At 32.0% G+C, this 16,794-nt stretch carries 17 protein-coding genes; 5 read left to right on the top strand and 12 right to left on the bottom strand.

Going from position 1 to position 16,794, the window contains the following annotated elements:
• Positions 1-3: 3 nt before the first annotated feature.
• From Y592_RS06655 to metG, 11 genes are read right to left on the bottom strand one after another with little or no spacing between them, the layout of a single operon-like run.
• Positions 4-513 (bottom strand): hypothetical protein, encoded by a 510-nt coding sequence (locus tag Y592_RS06655; protein WP_077287717.1) that lies wholly within the window; start codon positions 511-513, stop codon positions 4-6.
• Positions 510-1,151, bottom strand: coding sequence for an initiation factor 2B (locus Y592_RS06660; protein WP_075666214.1), 642 nt, complete (start codon positions 1,149-1,151; stop codon positions 510-512). Before Y592_RS06660 ends, Y592_RS06655 begins: the two co-directional genes overlap by 4 nt.
• A complete protein-coding gene (locus Y592_RS06665; RefSeq protein ID WP_075666215.1) occupies positions 1,144-2,094 on the bottom strand; it encodes an elongator complex protein 3 in 951 nt (316 codons plus the stop codon). Before Y592_RS06665 ends, Y592_RS06660 begins: the two co-directional genes overlap by 8 nt.
• Entirely contained in the window at positions 2,091-2,522 is a 432-nt protein-coding gene (locus tag Y592_RS06670; RefSeq protein ID WP_075666216.1) for a GatB/YqeY domain-containing protein, read from the bottom strand. The genes Y592_RS06665 and Y592_RS06670 overlap by 4 nt, the downstream gene beginning before the upstream one ends.
• On the bottom strand, positions 2,515-3,471 hold the full coding sequence (locus tag Y592_RS06675; protein ID WP_075666217.1) for a histone deacetylase family protein: 957 nt from the start codon (positions 3,469-3,471) through the stop codon (positions 2,515-2,517). The genes Y592_RS06670 and Y592_RS06675 overlap by 8 nt, the downstream gene beginning before the upstream one ends.
• Before the next feature lies 1 nt (position 3,472).
• Positions 3,473-3,910 (bottom strand): ribose 5-phosphate isomerase B, encoded by a 438-nt coding sequence (gene rpiB, locus Y592_RS06680; RefSeq protein ID WP_075666218.1) that lies wholly within the window; start codon positions 3,908-3,910, stop codon positions 3,473-3,475.
• A gap of 12 nt (positions 3,911-3,922) precedes the next feature.
• Positions 3,923-4,261, bottom strand: coding sequence for an STAS domain-containing protein (locus Y592_RS06685; protein ID WP_075666219.1), 339 nt, complete (start codon positions 4,259-4,261; stop codon positions 3,923-3,925).
• A 12-nt stretch (positions 4,262-4,273) separates the two neighbouring features.
• Positions 4,274-4,873, bottom strand: coding sequence for a transcriptional repressor LexA (lexA, locus tag Y592_RS06690; RefSeq protein ID WP_075666220.1), 600 nt, complete (start codon positions 4,871-4,873; stop codon positions 4,274-4,276).
• The gene (locus tag Y592_RS06695; RefSeq protein WP_075666221.1) at positions 4,870-5,238 is read right to left on the bottom strand and encodes an archease; all 369 of its coding nucleotides are present in this window, start codon (positions 5,236-5,238) and stop codon (positions 4,870-4,872) included. The genes lexA and Y592_RS06695 overlap by 4 nt, the downstream gene beginning before the upstream one ends.
• Positions 5,231-7,654: a DNA gyrase subunit A gene (gene gyrA, locus Y592_RS06700; protein WP_075666222.1), complete on the bottom strand. Its 2,424-nt coding sequence runs from the start codon at positions 7,652-7,654 to the stop codon at positions 5,231-5,233. Before gyrA ends, Y592_RS06695 begins: the two co-directional genes overlap by 8 nt.
• Before the next feature lie 14 nt (positions 7,655-7,668).
• Entirely contained in the window at positions 7,669-9,576 is a 1,908-nt protein-coding gene (metG, locus tag Y592_RS06705; protein WP_075666223.1) for a methionine--tRNA ligase, read from the bottom strand.
• Between the two features lie 217 nt (positions 9,577-9,793).
• Between metG and Y592_RS06710 the strand changes: the two genes are divergently transcribed.
• Genes Y592_RS06710 through Y592_RS06730 form a run of 5 tightly spaced genes read left to right on the top strand, consistent with a single transcriptional unit; the run spans position 9,794 to position 15,170 of the window.
• Positions 9,794-11,293, top strand: a complete 1,500-nt coding sequence (locus Y592_RS06710; RefSeq protein WP_075666224.1) for an ABC transporter substrate-binding protein — start codon at positions 9,794-9,796, stop codon at positions 11,291-11,293.
• A 47-nt stretch (positions 11,294-11,340) separates the two neighbouring features.
• The gene (locus tag Y592_RS06715; RefSeq protein ID WP_075666225.1) at positions 11,341-12,348 is read left to right on the top strand and encodes an ABC transporter permease; all 1,008 of its coding nucleotides are present in this window, start codon (positions 11,341-11,343) and stop codon (positions 12,346-12,348) included.
• 11 nt (positions 12,349-12,359) lie between these two features.
• Positions 12,360-13,232 (top strand): ABC transporter permease, encoded by an 873-nt coding sequence (locus Y592_RS06720; RefSeq protein WP_075666226.1) that lies wholly within the window; start codon positions 12,360-12,362, stop codon positions 13,230-13,232.
• Positions 13,233-13,236: 4 nt separating this feature from the next.
• Positions 13,237-14,199, top strand: a complete 963-nt coding sequence (locus Y592_RS06725; protein WP_077287720.1) for an ABC transporter ATP-binding protein — start codon at positions 13,237-13,239, stop codon at positions 14,197-14,199.
• Positions 14,196-15,170, top strand: a complete 975-nt coding sequence (locus Y592_RS06730) for an ABC transporter ATP-binding protein (protein ID WP_075666228.1) — start codon at positions 14,196-14,198, stop codon at positions 15,168-15,170. Before Y592_RS06725 ends, Y592_RS06730 begins: the two co-directional genes overlap by 4 nt.
• A gap of 17 nt (positions 15,171-15,187) precedes the next feature.
• On the opposite strand, the gene Y592_RS06735 is transcribed toward Y592_RS06730, so the two are convergent.
• Positions 15,188-16,753, bottom strand: a complete 1,566-nt coding sequence (locus tag Y592_RS06735) for a bifunctional aspartate carbamoyltransferase catalytic subunit/aspartate carbamoyltransferase regulatory subunit (RefSeq protein WP_075666229.1) — start codon at positions 16,751-16,753, stop codon at positions 15,188-15,190.
• Positions 16,754-16,794: the final 41 nt, after the last annotated feature.

Genomic DNA, 16,794 nt, shown 5'->3' on the forward strand with positions numbered 1-16,794 from the left:
TGATCATCCTCCCAGAATATCTTTTAGAATTTTAAAATCAAGTTTGACGTTGAAAATAAAATCTTTTTCTAATTCTTTTTTTAATAGAAAACCTGAAGCATCTTTTGTTAACGGAATTGGTGTACAAAAATATAAAAAATTGTTTTCTACAGCTATTGTATAGAAAGGAAACATCTGTGCAATTTCCCATGCAAGCATATAGTTATTGGAAAAGAGAATATTCCTTTTGTTTTCCAAATTTCTTAATTTTTTTACGTTTAATTCCTTTATTTGATATATATTTTTTGACAATTTAACGTAGTTGTTGTATATAATGGAGTAATTTTTAAACTTCATCATCTTTTTTATTTTCTTAAAAATGTTTTCAGAAATATCTTTTGAAATAATAAAAAAGACTTCATCTGAATATTTCAAAGATTTTGGTATTTTTTTAAAACTTTCTAAGTTCTTTATATAGCATATGGAAAAATTTATGTTCTTCTTCTTCTTCTTCTTTTTATTAAAAAAAATCATATTTCACCACTTATTATAGCTGTTATTAGTTTAAAAGGAATTAATTCAAAAATTTTATTTTCTATTTTTGAATCGAAAAATTTTGTTTTATCAGCTATAACAAAAAATGGTTTATCATAATATTTTGATAGTATAGCCAATGTTTTTGAACCTATTTTATTTATTACTCCGTTTTCACATACCGAGTCAGCACCTGTTACTATATAGTCTGCATCTTTAATGTATTTTTCTACTTCAAAATCATTGATTAATTTTACATTGCAGGTTGATTTTAGTTTATCATATAGTATTTTACCCTCGCCACCGGGATTAGATACGGGAACTACTATTTCCAAATTTTTTGGGTGGGTTTTAAAGTAAACTTCCAATGTTTTACTGTTGCTTATCGTAACTACCCTAGCATCAAAGTTTAAAAATTTTTGGGCATAAGATATGGTACTATTAAAGGAACTTTTTAAAATCTTTTTAATTTCTTTTATTGTGTAACCATCTTGTACCATCTTTTTAATCCATTTTATAACTCCCATTTCTTTTTTTAAATGTGAAATTTTGTCTAAAATATATTTATCTTCTTCCATCTTTTCTAAAAGCCAGAATCCAATTTCAACTGATCCGGCATTTTTTAGTAGTTCACCCATTAAATTGCCCCTTTCTAAAAGCGTAAAAAGAAGCTCTTGCAAGGTCCATATCATCAAATAACAATATGTTATCTCTAATTTTTTCCACGTTTAATTGTTTATTTCCATATGAAAAAAACCAGCTTTCATATTTTTTGGGAAAATGTACTTTTTTAATATTTAACCTTGTAATTATTTTGTAAATTGCCTTTGCTTTTACCATATCTCCAAATGACGGGTGATAGGGTCCTGCTACAATTTGGTTTCTTGAATGTTCAGGAACAAAATATCCCATTCTAATTACATTTGCATTGTTTGAATAAATTAAAAGTAACATTTCAGAAGATATATCCAGTGCCTCTTTTAAAGTTAATGGAGTATACAATTTTCTTTCGTACATTTTCTCTAATTCGGTATTTTTAAAAATTAAAGTGGGATGTATTCTAAAAATGTTTACTCCCAGTTTAAGTAATTTCATCAAAGACAATATAGATTTTTCTTTTGAATCTTTTGGGAGTCCGATCATTAAATGTGCAGAGACCTTAAAATTTCTCTCCATTAAAAGGCGTATAGATCTTTCGTTGTCTTTGACAGTATGTCCCCTGTTTGAAGCATCTAAAACATCATTGAACATGCTTTGAATTCCAATTTCTATGGTTTTAACATTGTAGTGTTTTAAAATTCCAAGATTTTCCTCTGTTATTTCATCAGGTCGTGTAGATATTCTAATTGGAACATTTAAATATTTGACAAGTTCCAAAAACTCTAATTGTTTTTCTAAAGAAAGGCCAGTGAAAGTTCCACCGTAAAATGCTACTTCGTCAATTGAAAAATTTGAATACTTTTGAATTGTATTAAGTATTTCTTTTTTTGATGGCATTTTTTCTCCGGTCATAGAATATTGGTTGCAAAAAACACAACGTTTTTTGCAACCAGCATTTGGTAAAAAAATAGGAAGAATCATCTTAGTAATTCCTTAACCACCTTACTAACTAGTGCACCATCTGCTTTTCCTTTTAGCTTTGCCATTGTTTCTTTCATAATTTTTCCAAAGTTTTTTTCTTCAATGCTACTTATGATTTCTTGAACTATATTTTTTATTTCCTCTTCGCTTAGCATTTTTGGCGCGTAAATTTTTAGAATTTCAAGTTCTTTTTCTTCTTCTTTTGCAAGGTCTTCCCTTCCCGCATTTTTGTATGCTTCAATTGATTCTTGCCTTTTTTTAATTTCCTTGAGAACTATCTTTCCAATTTCCTCATCGGTTGCCTCTTTTCTTTTTTCTACTTCAAAATTTTTTATTGCAGAATTTAAGAGTCTTATTACTCTTAATTTTATTTGATCTTTTTCTTTCATTGCAGTTTTTAAATCGTTTAGTAATTTTTCTTTAAGCATTTTCTCCCTCCTTAAATGTTGAAAATAAGTTTATTGCTGCGTTTGTGTTCGCATATTTATCATAACCCCCTTCTTGAATAAAAATAATGGGGATATCTAGTTTTTTTAAAAGCTTTCCCATTTTTTTGTAATCTTCATCTACTAAATTAAAGTATCCCATAGGATCTTTTAAGTGTGTATCAAAACCAAGTGAAACTATGAGTTTTAGTGGAGATATTTTTTCTATTATTTCAAGTGCTATTTCAAGCACAACTTTATATTCCTCCCAGGTTATCCCCTCATCTAGTGGAAAGTTAAAGTTTGTACCTTTTCCATTGCCTTTTCCTACTTCATCCCTATAACCTGAAATCCATGGGAAGAATTTTTCAGGGGTTCCATGAAGTGAAATGTAGGTTATTTGTGGATCTTCGTAAAAAATTTCTTGTGTTCCATTTCCATGGTGGAAATCCACATCTAAAATACAAATTCTTTCTTGAAAGGTACTCTGTAAGTATTTTGCAGCTATTGCGGCGTTGTTAAAAAAACAGTATCCCCCTGCAAAATTACTTGTGGCATGGTGACCTGGTGGTCTTGTTAAAATGTAAACGTACTTTGAATCAAGGTTTACTCCAGTCATAACTGTATAGTATGCGTTAATTGCGGCATTATAGGTTTTTTTGGTTATAGGTGTGCCCGAATCTAGTATACGATCCTTTAAAAAAACTTCTGGCAAATATTCGTTTTTTGCATTTTTTGATAAATTTTCCACATGTTTTACATACCATTTTGGATGTATGTTGTATAAATAATTCAAAGGATATTCTTTTGGATTTACGCATTCAAAATTGTTTTTGACAAAAATTTCCACCCCTTCCAATCGAGAAGGGGCTTCTGGATTTTTTACTAATTTTCCATTGTCAATTTCAAGAGTTGGTATATAGTCTTTGTTTAATTGCGCAACGGCCTTCATTTTATTCCTCCAGCTGGGAAATCTTATTTATCCTTCTTTCGTGCCTCCCACCTTCAAAGTCTGAATTTAAAAACGCATTAACTATCCAAGAAGCCAATTCAAAACCTATAAGTCTACCGGGAAGTACAAGGATATTTGCGTTGTTATGTTGTCTTGCTAATTTTCCCATTTCGGGAATGGTACACAATGCTGCCCTAATACCTTTTATTTTATTTGCTGCAATTGACATTCCTATTCCTGTTCCGCAAATTAATATACCAAAATCAGCTTCCTTTTTTACAACGCATTTTCCAACTTCTTTTGCAAAATCTGGATAATCAACACTTTGTATACTATTTGTTCCCAAATCTATTACTTCAATGTCTTTTTCATTTAAAAAGTCTTTGATTTTTTCTTTAAGTTCAAATCCTGCATGATCACTTCCTATCGCTATTTTCAAGATACTCCCTCCTTAGCTTTTCAAAAATTTTAATGCTTCATTTACTGAATTTTTAATATTTAATGCTTTGTCGAGGTTAGTCATTTTAAAGAGATTTTTAACGTTATCACTTAATTTTACTAATACTAATTCTCCACCTTGCAATTTAAAAGATTTGTGTAAACTTACTAAAATCCCTAATCCAGAACTATCAATATAGTTCATTTGTGAAAGGTCCAAAATACAATTCTTATTTCCTTTGTTTAAAATATTTTCCATTGCAAATTTTTTCAAGTTATGTGCATTTGAAATATCTATTTCACCAGTAATTTTTAGAATGGAAATACCATCTTTTGTTTCAAGTTCAAACATCTATTTCACCTCCTATTCGTAGAATCTTATTATCCCCACCAATTTTCCAATTACTTTTACATTACTTGTGTCACAAGTAATGGGTTTCATATTTTTGTTTTCTGGGACAAGTTCCACTTTTTCTTTTTTGTGGTAAAACCTTTTTAAAGTAACTTTGTCGTTAAAAATTACAGCAGCAATTTGCCCATTTGGAATTCTGTATTGTTTTTTTAAAATAACATAATCACCATCCATTATGTGGGCATCGATCATGCTGTCTCCTTCAACTTTTAATGCAAAATAATTGCCAAATCCGGAAATCATCCTAATGGGGATTTCTATTTCTTCATCGATTATTTCAAACATTTCTATGCCTAAACCCGCAGAGATTTTTCCTTTTACTGGAATAGAAACACTTTCAGGTCTTTTTATCAAAGAGATTGAACGGGAATTTTTAGGATTTCTTGTTATATATCCTTTCTTTTCAAGTGCAATTACGTGAATATGTGCCCCCCTTGGAGTTAGTTTAAAGTGTTTGGCAATATCTCTAATAGATGGAGAATATCCATTTTGTTGTATATATGAAGTTATAAAATCTAAAACTTTTTTTTGCTTTTCAGTAAGTTCTTTCATATGTCAAACACCACCTTTATTTTTAACATATTTTCAATTTTTTCAATTTTTAGGTTGTGATATGTTAAAGCTTTGAATCCATTGCCAGTTATACCATCAAATGGGCAAAATTTTACAGTGTAATCTGCGTATATTTCAACTGGAAAATATCCCAACTCGATAGAGGCAATCCAGTCGTTAACTATATCAAATATCGCATCTTCATTTTCTTTTAGTTTGTATTTGTAGTGCTTATAACTTTTGCAATTAATCTTTGGAGCATAATTTTCTTTAAAAATTTTTATTATATCTTTTAATATTTCAAAAAAAGATTGCGCACTTATTTCGTATGCCACATCTGCTGTGTGGTCTATTTCTTTATACATTTTCATCTTCTCCCTTAATTATTGCAACGTCTGCTATTTCATCCCCGTTTGAAAGGTTTAGTAATTTTACACCTTTTGTTACCCTACTAAGAGGTCTTAGACTACTAATGTTAATTTTAATTGACATGCCATGTTTTGTGAAAATCATTATATCTTCACGTCCCATAACATAACTTACACTTACAATTTCTCCTGTTTTGGAAACATCCGATATATTCTTGATTCCCAGACCTGCCCTTTTTTGGATCCTGTATTGTGATATTTCAGTGAGTTTACCGTATCCATACCTTGTAACTGTTAAGATGTAGTTTTTTTCGTCAGATAGAAGAGTGGAACTAACTACTTCGTCATCCTTAGAAAGTTTTATGCCAGTTACTCCCATAGCAGAGCGTCCCATTGTTCTTACTTCTGAAATGGAAAATCTTATACTCATTCCGTTTTTGGTTGCAATTAGTATTGTTTGTTCTTCACTTTCAATTTTTTGTACGGATACCAGGCTATCATCACCGTCGAAATTAATAGCTCTAAGTCCTCTTGCGTTTATATTTTCAAATTCTTTTAATGCTGTTCTTTTTACTTTTCCGTATTTTGTTACGAAGAACAATTCTCCAGAAAAGTCGTCTACTGATAACATTGTTAAGATTTTTTCATCTTTGTCAAGGTTTAAATATTTAGAAACTAATTTCCCTCTACTTGTTCTTGAATTTTCCTCAATTTGGTAATTATTTAAAAGGTAAACTTTTCCTTTTGAGGTGAAAAACAGCGTTTTACCGTGAAGATGAGTGTATATAACTTCCATTATTACATCATCATTCATCAGAGAGGAACCAGTTACTCCTTTCCCCCCTCTTTTTTGAGTTCTAAATGTGGAGAGGTTCATCATTTTCAAGTAACCCTTTTTTGTTAATGAAATCACTACTTCTTTATCTGGAATTAATTCCAACTCATCGAATTTGATTTCTCTTTCTTCATGATCCAAAATTTTGCTTTTTCTTTTATCACCGTATTGTGTTTTTATATAGTATAGCTCTTCTATTATTTTTTCATACACTTTCTCATCATTTTCGATTAATTCTTTTTCTATCTTCATCTTTTCCACAAGTTCATTGTAATCCTTTATTAGTTTGGAAATTTCAAGTTTTGTAAGTCTACCTAATCTAAGATCTACAATAGCTTTTGCTTGAGTTTCTGTAAAATCAAACATTTCAATTAGTTCCCTTATAGCACTTTCTTGATCTTCACTATTTCTTATTACAGAGATTATTGTATCAATAGAACGTGAAGCTTTGATTAATCCTTCTAATATATGTGCTTTTTTAGAGTATTGTTTATAGAAAAACTGTGCTCTTCTTCTTACCACTTCAAAACGATGTTCTACGAATGCCCACATTAATTCTTTGAGGTTCATTAGGGCGGGTTTTTTTTCTTTGTCAATTACCAATAGTTGTGCATGGAAAGTGCTTTGTAATTGTGTGTGTTTGTAAAGATTATTTATAATTATATCTTCATTTACATTCTTTGGTATTTCAATTACAATTCTTAACCCTTCTTTATCCGATTCATCTCTAATATCTTTGATTTGCAAATTTGAATTTTCTGCATATTCAACTATCTTTTTTATTAGGTCTGATTTATTTACGTTAAATGGAATTTCAGTAACAACTATTTTTTTCTTTTTCTTTTCCTCTTCGACTTGTATTATACCTCTGATTGTGAAACTTCCCCTTCCTGTTGTATACATCTCACGGATTCCTGATTTCCCAATTATCTCTCCACCTGTTGGAAAATCTGGCCCAGGAATAAAATTAATTAACTCTTCTATAGAAATTTCCGGGTTTTTAATAAGTGCTACAAATCCATCCACAAGCTCTGATAGATTATGAGGAGGTATGTTTGTAGTCATTCCAACTGCAATACCAGTCGAACCATTGGCGAGTAGATTTGGAAATTTTGATGGTAAAACAACTGGTTCTTTCAAGCTACCATCAAAGTTGTCCATCATATCTACTGTGTCTTTATCTATGTCTTCTAGTAATTCTTCTGAAATTTTTGCAAGTCTTGCTTCCGTATACCTCATAGCTGCTGGTGGATCTTTGTCAATTGACCCAAAGTTTCCCTGTCCTTCCACAAGAATATATCTCATTGACCACTCTTGTGCTAATCTAACTAGCGTATCATATATTGCGGTATCACCGTGTGGGTGGTATTTACCTATTACTTCACCAACGATACGCGCAGATTTTTTGAATGGTTTGTTGTGGCTTAATCCAAGCTCGTGCATGCTGTACAAGATTCTTCTCTGTACAGGCTTTAATCCATCCCTAACATCTGGAATGGCTCTACCAATGATAACACTCATTGAATAACTAAGATAAGACTCTTTTAATTCTTCTTCGATGGATCTATTTATTTCCATTAAATTCCCTCCAGTTATGAAATTTTTGCACCAGGTTCAATATCTCTATCTACGGTTAATACTGTTAAATCGTTATTGATTTTTGCCGCAAGTAACATACCTTGTGATTCTATTCCCATTAATTTTGCGGGTTTTAAATTAAATACCACAATTATCTTTTTACCTATTAGTTCTTCTGGAGAATAATACTTTGATATACCTGCAACTATTTGTCTTTTTCCATGTTTTCCAAGATCCACAATTAATTTTAATAGTTTTTCCGATTTTTCGACCTTTTCTGCTTCAACAATTTGTGCAACTCTAAGTTCTATCTTTTTGAAATCATCTATTGTAATTAGATTATCTAATTTGACTTCTGTTTTTTCCTCTTTTTTGATTGCAATTTTTTCAAATTTTTTCAGGTCAATTTTTTGAAATAGTGGTTTATCATGTATTACTTTATTTCCAGCAACAAGGGTATTCCACTTGTCAATAAATTTTTGAGGTTCAAAATCTTGCCCAAGTCTTTTAAACACTTTTCTTGACGAATCAGGCATAAATGGAAGTAACAAAGTTGCAATTTTTAAATATGCTTCAAGTGTATAGTACAAAACAGTTGCAAGCCTTTCTTTGTTTCCTTCTTTTGCAAGAATCCATGGTTTGTTTTCGTCAAAGTATTTGTTTACAAATCTAATATAATCCCAAATTGCTTCAAGTGCATTTGTCAATTTATATTGCTCCATGCAACTTAAGTATTTTTCTTTTGTTTTAAAGTATTCATTTGCTAGTGATTTATCTGACTCATTTGGTGTTTGGGGGACTGGAATTTTTGAATTGAAATTTTTGGATACCATCGCAAGTGTTCTATGGAGCAAATTTCCGTAATCATTTGCAAGGTCTGAATTTAATCTTTGTACAAGGTTTTCTTCAGAAAAGTCCCCATCTTTTCCAAAGACAATATCCCTTGAAAGGTAATATCTTATAACATCATTTCCATATTTTTTTACAAATTCCCTTGGATCAATAGCATTCCCAAGTGATTTGCTGATCTTTTGTCCATTTACCGTAAGCCATCCGTGTGCAAAGATCTTTTTAGGTAATGGAAGCCCTACAGACATTAACATTGCAGGCCAAATTAAACTATGGAATCTATTTATTTCTTTTCCTATTAAGTGTAAATCTGCTGGCCACCATTTTTTAAACGTTTCTTCATCATTTCCGTAACCAATTGCGGAAATATAATTTATTAGTGCATCAACCCATACGTATATAACATGTTTTGGATCATTTGGCATTCTTATACCCCAATCAAAGGTAGTCCTTGTTATTGATAAATCTTTTAAACCGCTTTCTAATATTTTCAACATTTCATTTTTTCTAAATTCTGGTTCAACAAAATCTGGATTTTCTTTAAAATGTTTTAACAGAGGTTCGGTGTATTTGGAAAGACTGAAAAAGTAATTTTCTTCCTCAACAAAATTTAGTTCTCTATTACATGTGGGACATATGTGTTTCCCGTTTTCTATTTTTATTTCGTCTTCATTCCAATATGTTTCACAAGGAATGCAATACCAACCCTTGTATGTTCCTTTATATATATCACCATTTTCCAGCATTTTTGAAACAAAAAATTGTACAGTTTCCATGTGTTTTTTATCCGTTGTTCTGATGAAATAATCGTTGGTTATATTTAAATCTTTCCATAATTGTCTGAATTTTTCAGAAAGTTTATCACAAAGTTGTTGAGGTTCTGTTCCTTTTTTCTTTGCAGCTTGTAATATTTTTTGTCCATGTTCATCGGTACCAGTAAGGTAAAATACCTCATATCCCATTAGTCTCTTATATCTTGCAATTATGTCTCCTATGATAGTTGTGTATGCACTTCCAATGTGTGGTTCTGAATTAACATAATATATAGGGGTTGTTAGATAAAATTTTTTCACTTTTACACCTCCACAAACGGTTTATTTTCTTTGTAAAATTATACCATATAAATGAAATTTACAAGATTATGAAACAAATGTATATCATTAATTTTTGGTTAATTAGATAGGCGGATATGTAAAAACAATATTACAATAAAAAATTAATGTTAAATCTTGATTTTTAATATTAAAATATGGTAAAATAATGTTACCATATTCCAAGGGAGGGGATTATATGAAGAAATTGCTGGTTATTTTGGGGTTGTTGCTTGTTGCTTTTTCTTTCGCAAGTAGTGTTATAGTTGTGGGTACAACTGACAAGATAAGGACACTTGATCCGGCGAATTGTTATGATTATTTTTCCAGTAACATTTTGCAAAATGTTTTAGCGGGACCTGTTGATTATGAAGTTGGAACTGCAAATATTAAACCGTGGTTGTTTGAAAAATGGGATGTTTCATCCGATGGTTTAGTTTATACGTTTTATATAAGAAAAGATGCCTACTTTGAAGATGGTACACAGATCGATGCAAATATTTTCAAATTTTCTTTTGATCGCGTTATGAGGTTAAATGGTGATCCCGCATTTCTCTTATCAGATGTTGTAGAAAAGACGGAAGTGGTGGATAAATTTACATTTAGAGTACATCTTAAAAGTAAATTTTCAGCATTTGTTTCGATATTAGGGTATACAGTGGCATTTCCAGTAAATCCAAAAGTGACACCAGAGGATAGATTTTCAGATATTGCTCCTTCTGCATCTGGACCATATAGAATTAGTGAATGGATAAGGGATGTAAGAATAGTTTTAGAGGAAAATCCAAAATATTTTGGTCCAAAGCCAAAGACTAAGAAGATAATTATCCAATTTTATGAAAATTCACAACAATTGAGACTTGCACTTGAAACGGGAGAAATTGATATTGCGTATAGACATCTTGATCCAAGGGATATTTTAGATTTACAAAATGTTTCCGGAATAAAGGTATATTTAGGCGCAAGTCCGCAAATTAGATATTTAGTGTTAAATGTTAAACAAAAACCGTTTGATAATCCTTTGGTAAGGCAAGCAGTAGCACTTTCTGTGGATAGGAGTGCCATTGTTAAGGATATTTTTGTAGATCTAGCAAAGCCATTGTATTCAATGATTCCAGCAGGTATGTGGAGTCACGAAGATGTATTTCCAAAACGCGATTTACAAGCAGCAAAGGAAATTTTGAAGATTGCAGGTTATAGTGAAAAGAATCCACTTGTTATAGATTTGTGGTATACACCTTCTCATTATGGAACTACAGAAGCAGACGTTGCACAAGTTTTAAAAAGTTCTTTGGAAGAAACAGGGATGATTAGAGTTAATATAAAGTATGCTGAATGGTCTACATATGTCGAATATTTCTTGAATGGAACAATGGGATTATTCTTATTAGGTTGGTATCCTGATTACCTTGATCCTGATGACTATTTATGGCCATTTTTAAGTGTTAGTGGTGCAAAATCTCTTGGTAGTTTCTATGAAAATCAAATAGTCGAAGATTTGATGGTTGCTGGTAGAGCAGCTACTAACCAAGAATCTCGTGAAATGATTTATAAACTTGTTCAGAATTATCATGCGGCAGAGATGCCATATATTCCTCTTTGGCAAGGTTCTGCAGATTGTGAAGCACATGATTACATTAAAGGAATTATATTAGAGCCTACCCAAATCTTTAGGTATTATCTCCTCGAAAGAAAGTAAATATCACCGCCCATCTTGGGCGGTTTTTTAAAAGGAGGGAGAATATAGTGTCCTTGAAAAGTTATATAATTACGCGTGTTATACTTGCGATTCCTATGATATTTATTTTATTGGTAATGATTTTTTTTATTTTGAGAATTATTCCAGGTGACCCTGTTTTGGCTATTTTAGGGGGAAAAGCTCCTTTGGAAGTTATAGAAGCTAAAAGACACGAATTAGGGTTGGATAAGCCTGTAATTGTCCAGTTTTTTGATTATATTGGAAATGTTTTTAGAGGAGATTTAGGGGTATCAACGCTTACAAATAGACCTGTTTGGGATGAAATTAAAGATAGATTTCCTGCAACGTTAGAATTAACAATATTTTCCTTTATAATCGCATTATTGATAGGGTTGTTTTATGGTGCGGAAGCTGCGTGGCGTAAGGATAAATCTTTAGATATTTCTGCAAGGGTATATTCTATATTACTTTATGCTATTCCCGTGTTTTGGCTTGGCTTAATGTTACAACTTTTATTTGGAGTTTATTTAAGATGGTTTCCTGTCGGCGGAAGATTATCTCCTAGGGTGTCTTTGGATATAAAGACTGGATTGTTAATTTTGGATAGTATTTTAAACTGGAATTGGGAGGCATTTTCAGATGTTTTAAAGCATTTATTGCTTCCTGGATTAACTTTGGGACTTGTAATTTCAAGTATTTTTTTGCGTATGGTGAGAAATAATACCGTATTGATGCTGTCAAAAGATTTTGTTAAAGCTGCAAAGGCAAGGGGATTAAAGTCGAGAGTTATTTTGTATGGTCATGCGGTAAAAAATGCATTTGTTCCTATATTTACGATTATGGGAATGCAATTTGCATTGTTACTTGCCGGTGCAGTTTTAACTGAGACTACTTTTTCTTGGCCGGGGATTGGAAGTTATTTGGTGTTGAAAATAAAATATAGGGATTTTCCGGCGATTCAAGGTACAATTGTATTTTTTGCAATGTTTGTTGTGGTTATAAGTATTGTAATTGATATAGTTAATGCACTAGTAGATCCAAGGGTTAGATACTAAGGGGTGATATTGTGAGAAAAAAGTTTGTTAGCGAGCGAATTGGCGAAATAATAAATGATTTATTTAAAACTGGAACGGGTTTGCTAACCTTTATAGGTGCAATGATATTACTTTTTTACATTACACTAGCAATTTTTGCCCCGCAAATTGCTCCGTATAATCCAATTGAAAGAGTTGGACGATCTTTAACCTCCCCAAATGATCAATTTGTTTTTGGTACGGATAATCTTGGTAGAGATATACTTAGTAGGGTAATTTATGGTGCAAGAATAGCTTTAACCATAGCATTTATTGCAGTTTTAATAGCTGCTGGTGTTGGAATACCATTGGGATTAGTTTCCGGTTATTTAGGTGGTGCATTTGATAGGGTTTTGACGTTGATAATGGATGCAATTTATTCTTTCCCAGGTCTGATACTTGCTATTGCAATAGCGGCGGTTTTAGGTCCGGGTGTTGTAAATATTTCTGTTTCTATAGCCGTTGTTTATACTCCGACGTATTTTAGGGTTATAAGGAATCAGGTTAGTTCTATTAAAAGTGAATTGTATGTTGAAGCAGCACGTGCTTTGGGCGCAAGAAATTATGAGATCCTTTTAAAATACATTTTTCCAAATGTTTTGCCATCAATAGTGGTTGTACTGTCAATGAATCTTGCAGATGCCATTATGACCGAAGCAGGATTGTCATTTTTGGGGTTAGGTATAGCACCTCCTACTCCAGATTGGGGATTTGATCTGAGTAATGGTCAAAGGTTTGTTTTAAGTAAGGCCTGGTGGGGACTACTTTATCCAGGACTTGCTATTGTGACAGTAGTATTGGGATTTTCAATGTTTAGTGAAGGGTTAAACGAGTTGTTGAATCCCACTATTAGAGAAAGAAGGTGAGTTTGTGTCAGTATTTGAAGCAAGAGGATTAAAAATATATTATAAAACAAAGCGTGGATATATAAAAGCGGTTGATAATATAAATTTTTCAATAGAGAAGGGTCAAGTTGTGGGCCTTGTTGGTGAATCTGGATGTGGTAAATCAACATTTGGACAAGGAATATTAAAAATATTACCTCCTACGACTTTTTACAATGGGGTTATGGAAATCGAAGGGAAAAATTTAGTTACAATGGGCGAGGAAGATATTAGAAAAATCAGAGGGAAAAAGATAGGAATGATTTTTCAAGATCCGATGACTTCGTTGAATCCAATAATGAAGATTGAGAAGATATTTTATGAAACATTGAAGACTCATGAGCCTGATATTACTTTAGAGGAGGCAAGGGAAAGAACAGCAAGGGTTTTAGAAAAGGTAGGAATTAAACCGGAGCGCATGAAAGAATATTCATTCCAATTTAGTGGTGGAATGAGGCAAAGAGCTATGATTGCACTTTCGTTGGTGTTAAATCCTACATTGGTAATAGCAGATGAACCTACTACTTCATTGGATGTAATTGTCCAAGCTCAAATAATGGAATTGTTAAATGAATTAAGAAGAGAATATGATATGTCCATGATTTTAATTACTCATGATTTGGGAGTTGTTGCGGAAGCTGCGGATAAAATTTGTGTAATGTATGCTGGACACATTATTGAAGAGGCAAAGAGTGAAGAATTGTATTATGCTCCAAAACATCCATATACACAACTTCTTCTTAAGAGTATTCCAAATACAAATGTAAATGATTTGGATTTAAAATATATTCCTGGTTCTCCTCCAGATCTTTTAAATCCGCCAAAAGGATGTAGATTTGCCCCTAGATGTCCGTTTAAGAAGGAGATTTGTGAATTAAAGGAACCTAAAGTTGTCGAAATCGATGGTAGTAAGGTAAAGTGTTGGTTATACAGTGAGGTGAAAGTATGATATATGTTAGAAATTTGGTAAAACACTTTCCCATAAAAAGGACAATAGGTGAAGTTTTAACAAGGGTACCGCAGCGTTTTGTGAAAGCCGTTGACGGAATAAGTTTTGATATAAAAAGAGGAGAAACTTTTGGTCTTGTTGGAGAATCAGGTAGCGGAAAAACAACCACAGGAAGACTTCTTTTAAGGTTAATTGAGCCCACTGCTGGGGAAATTCTTTTTGAGGGTACAGATGTTACCAAGTTAAGCAAAGAGGAGTTAAGAAAATTTAGAAAAAACTTTCAAATTATTTTTCAAGATCCAATGGCGGCTTTAAATCCGTATATGAAGGTTGGAGAAGCGATAAAGCATGGCCTTGAGATACACAATATTGGAAATAGTAGAATGGAAAGAAAAAAGATGGTAAAGCAAATGCTTGAGAGGGTTAACCTTTCTCCAGCTGATGATTTTTATTATAGATATCCACATGAACTTTCAGGTGGACAAAGACAGAGAATAGTGATTGCGCGTGCGTTAATTTTAAGACCAAAATTTGTAGTTGCCGATGAGGCTATAGCAATGTTGGATGTATCAGTAAGATCACAATTACTACAACTATTAATTGACTTAAAGAAGGAGTTTAATTTAACATTTTTGTTTATTACACATGACCTTGCAACAACGAAGTATATTTGTAATAAAATTGGTGTGATGTATCTTGGAAAATTAGTTGAAGTAGGTGATTTTAAGGATATTTACCTTGAGCCTTTACATCCTTATACAAAAGCTTTGATTTCAGCTGTTCCAGAACCTGATCCAAAGAAAAAAAAGAAAAAAATTATACCACAAGGAGAAGTTCCTAACCCAATTAATCCACCAAAGGGATGTAGATTTCATCCAAGGTGCCCATTCGTAATGGATATATGTCGCCAAAAAGAACCTAAATTAATTGAATATAAAGGGCGGAAGGTTGCATGTCATTTGTATAAATAACCCCCGTTTATCGGGGGCTATATGTTCCAAATTTCTTCAAATGTATGTGGAGTTTCACAGTATTTGCATACAAGCTCTCCTTTTTCGTTTTTTATAAAAAACGCTTCTGCATTTTCACCGTGCGCAGGGTTTGTTATACAATTTTCGTTTTTACATTTTAACTCTGCAAATCCATAAATATAAGGTGGAAGAGAAATTCTATATTTTTCCACAACCTTTGAGTTTTTGATAATATTAACCGTTGTATTTGGAGATATGGCAGAAAGTTTTTTTATTTCTTTCTTTGACAAATACCTGTCTGGAAGGCTTATGTACCCTTTAAAATTCCCGTCTTGTGATTGGAATATACCATCTGCACTATCAATGTCATACAATTTTAAGATTTTTCTTATTTTTACTATAGTTTCGTAGATTTGAGCTTTTGATTTTCCTTTTGCAATGTGATCTATTACCGTTCCATTTTCAATTGGTTTAATTCCCCTTTTTCCTTCTTTTAAAATTCCCTTAGTGCCATTTGTAATATTGGCTGGGATTATAAATTGTTCATCTATAATGTTATTTATTTTTTTGTCTAAATCTGTTTCAAGTGCTCCACCAAGCATAGAAAGTAAAACGGTTCTAGTCCAATATCCATTTATTGCTTGTTCTTCCCAACCGTTGAGTGGTAATGTATCCAGAAATGTGGGAATTGTCGGATACATTTTGTGCCTTGGAAGAGGGTGATAAAATTTTACATTTTTAGGTAACTTTTCCAAAAATTCCTTCCTAAATGTAACACTATTTCTTAAAACGTGTTCTTTTTCGAGGATATCTTCCCCCATTCTTTCAAGTTGTAACCTTGTGAAATACCAAATTGGGGCAATGTTTTCATTTTTTAAATAATTTTCAATTGAATCAAATAATCTAATTTCAAAACCATTTTTTTTCATTTTTTCTACATAGTGAATAGGCATAGAAAGTTCTTCTGGGGCAATTAAATCAACTAAGACATTTTTAAAAATTTTTAAACCATTTGCCTTAGAATGTACAGTTCTGCCATGCAAAAGATCTCCAACAAGTGCAATATGAATATAGGAATTATCAAAATTCAATTGTTCCAAAAATGTGAATTCATCAAGCAATTCTTGAGTTGGATGTTCATGTTTTCCATCACCTGCATTTATGAATGAGGGTTTTTCTAAACCGTGCCTTTTTGTGAATTCATATACTTTTTCATCAAGGTATTTGCAAGTTCCTTCAAGTTTTGTGCGGACTATGAAAATTGAATAATTGCTGTATCCTGTTAACATGTTAAATGTATCTACATAACTTTCCTTCTTATTAAATGAAGAATGTTCTGAATCAAAAATGTTTACTTTGGCGTTTTTGTGAAATTTTGCTGCATTAATGAATGATTCTTTTGTCCTAGTACTAGGTTCAACGAAGATGATATAAATTCCTACATCTTTTTTGATTTGAAATTTACTGGTATCTTTCTTTTCTTTCCAAAGTTGTTTTAGAAGTTTTGTTTTTTCGTACAAAAAAAGTTGTTCTTCAACTGAAAAATCGTTGATAACGGTAAGACTTCTCCCAAGAAAATTCACTTTCCCCCCACCTCCTAAATATTATTAAATTAAAAAAAAGA

Origin of the sequence: Thermosipho sp. 1070 (assembly GCF_001682135.1) — a bacterium.
GTDB lineage: Bacteria > Thermotogota > Thermotogae > Thermotogales > Fervidobacteriaceae > Thermosipho > Thermosipho affectus.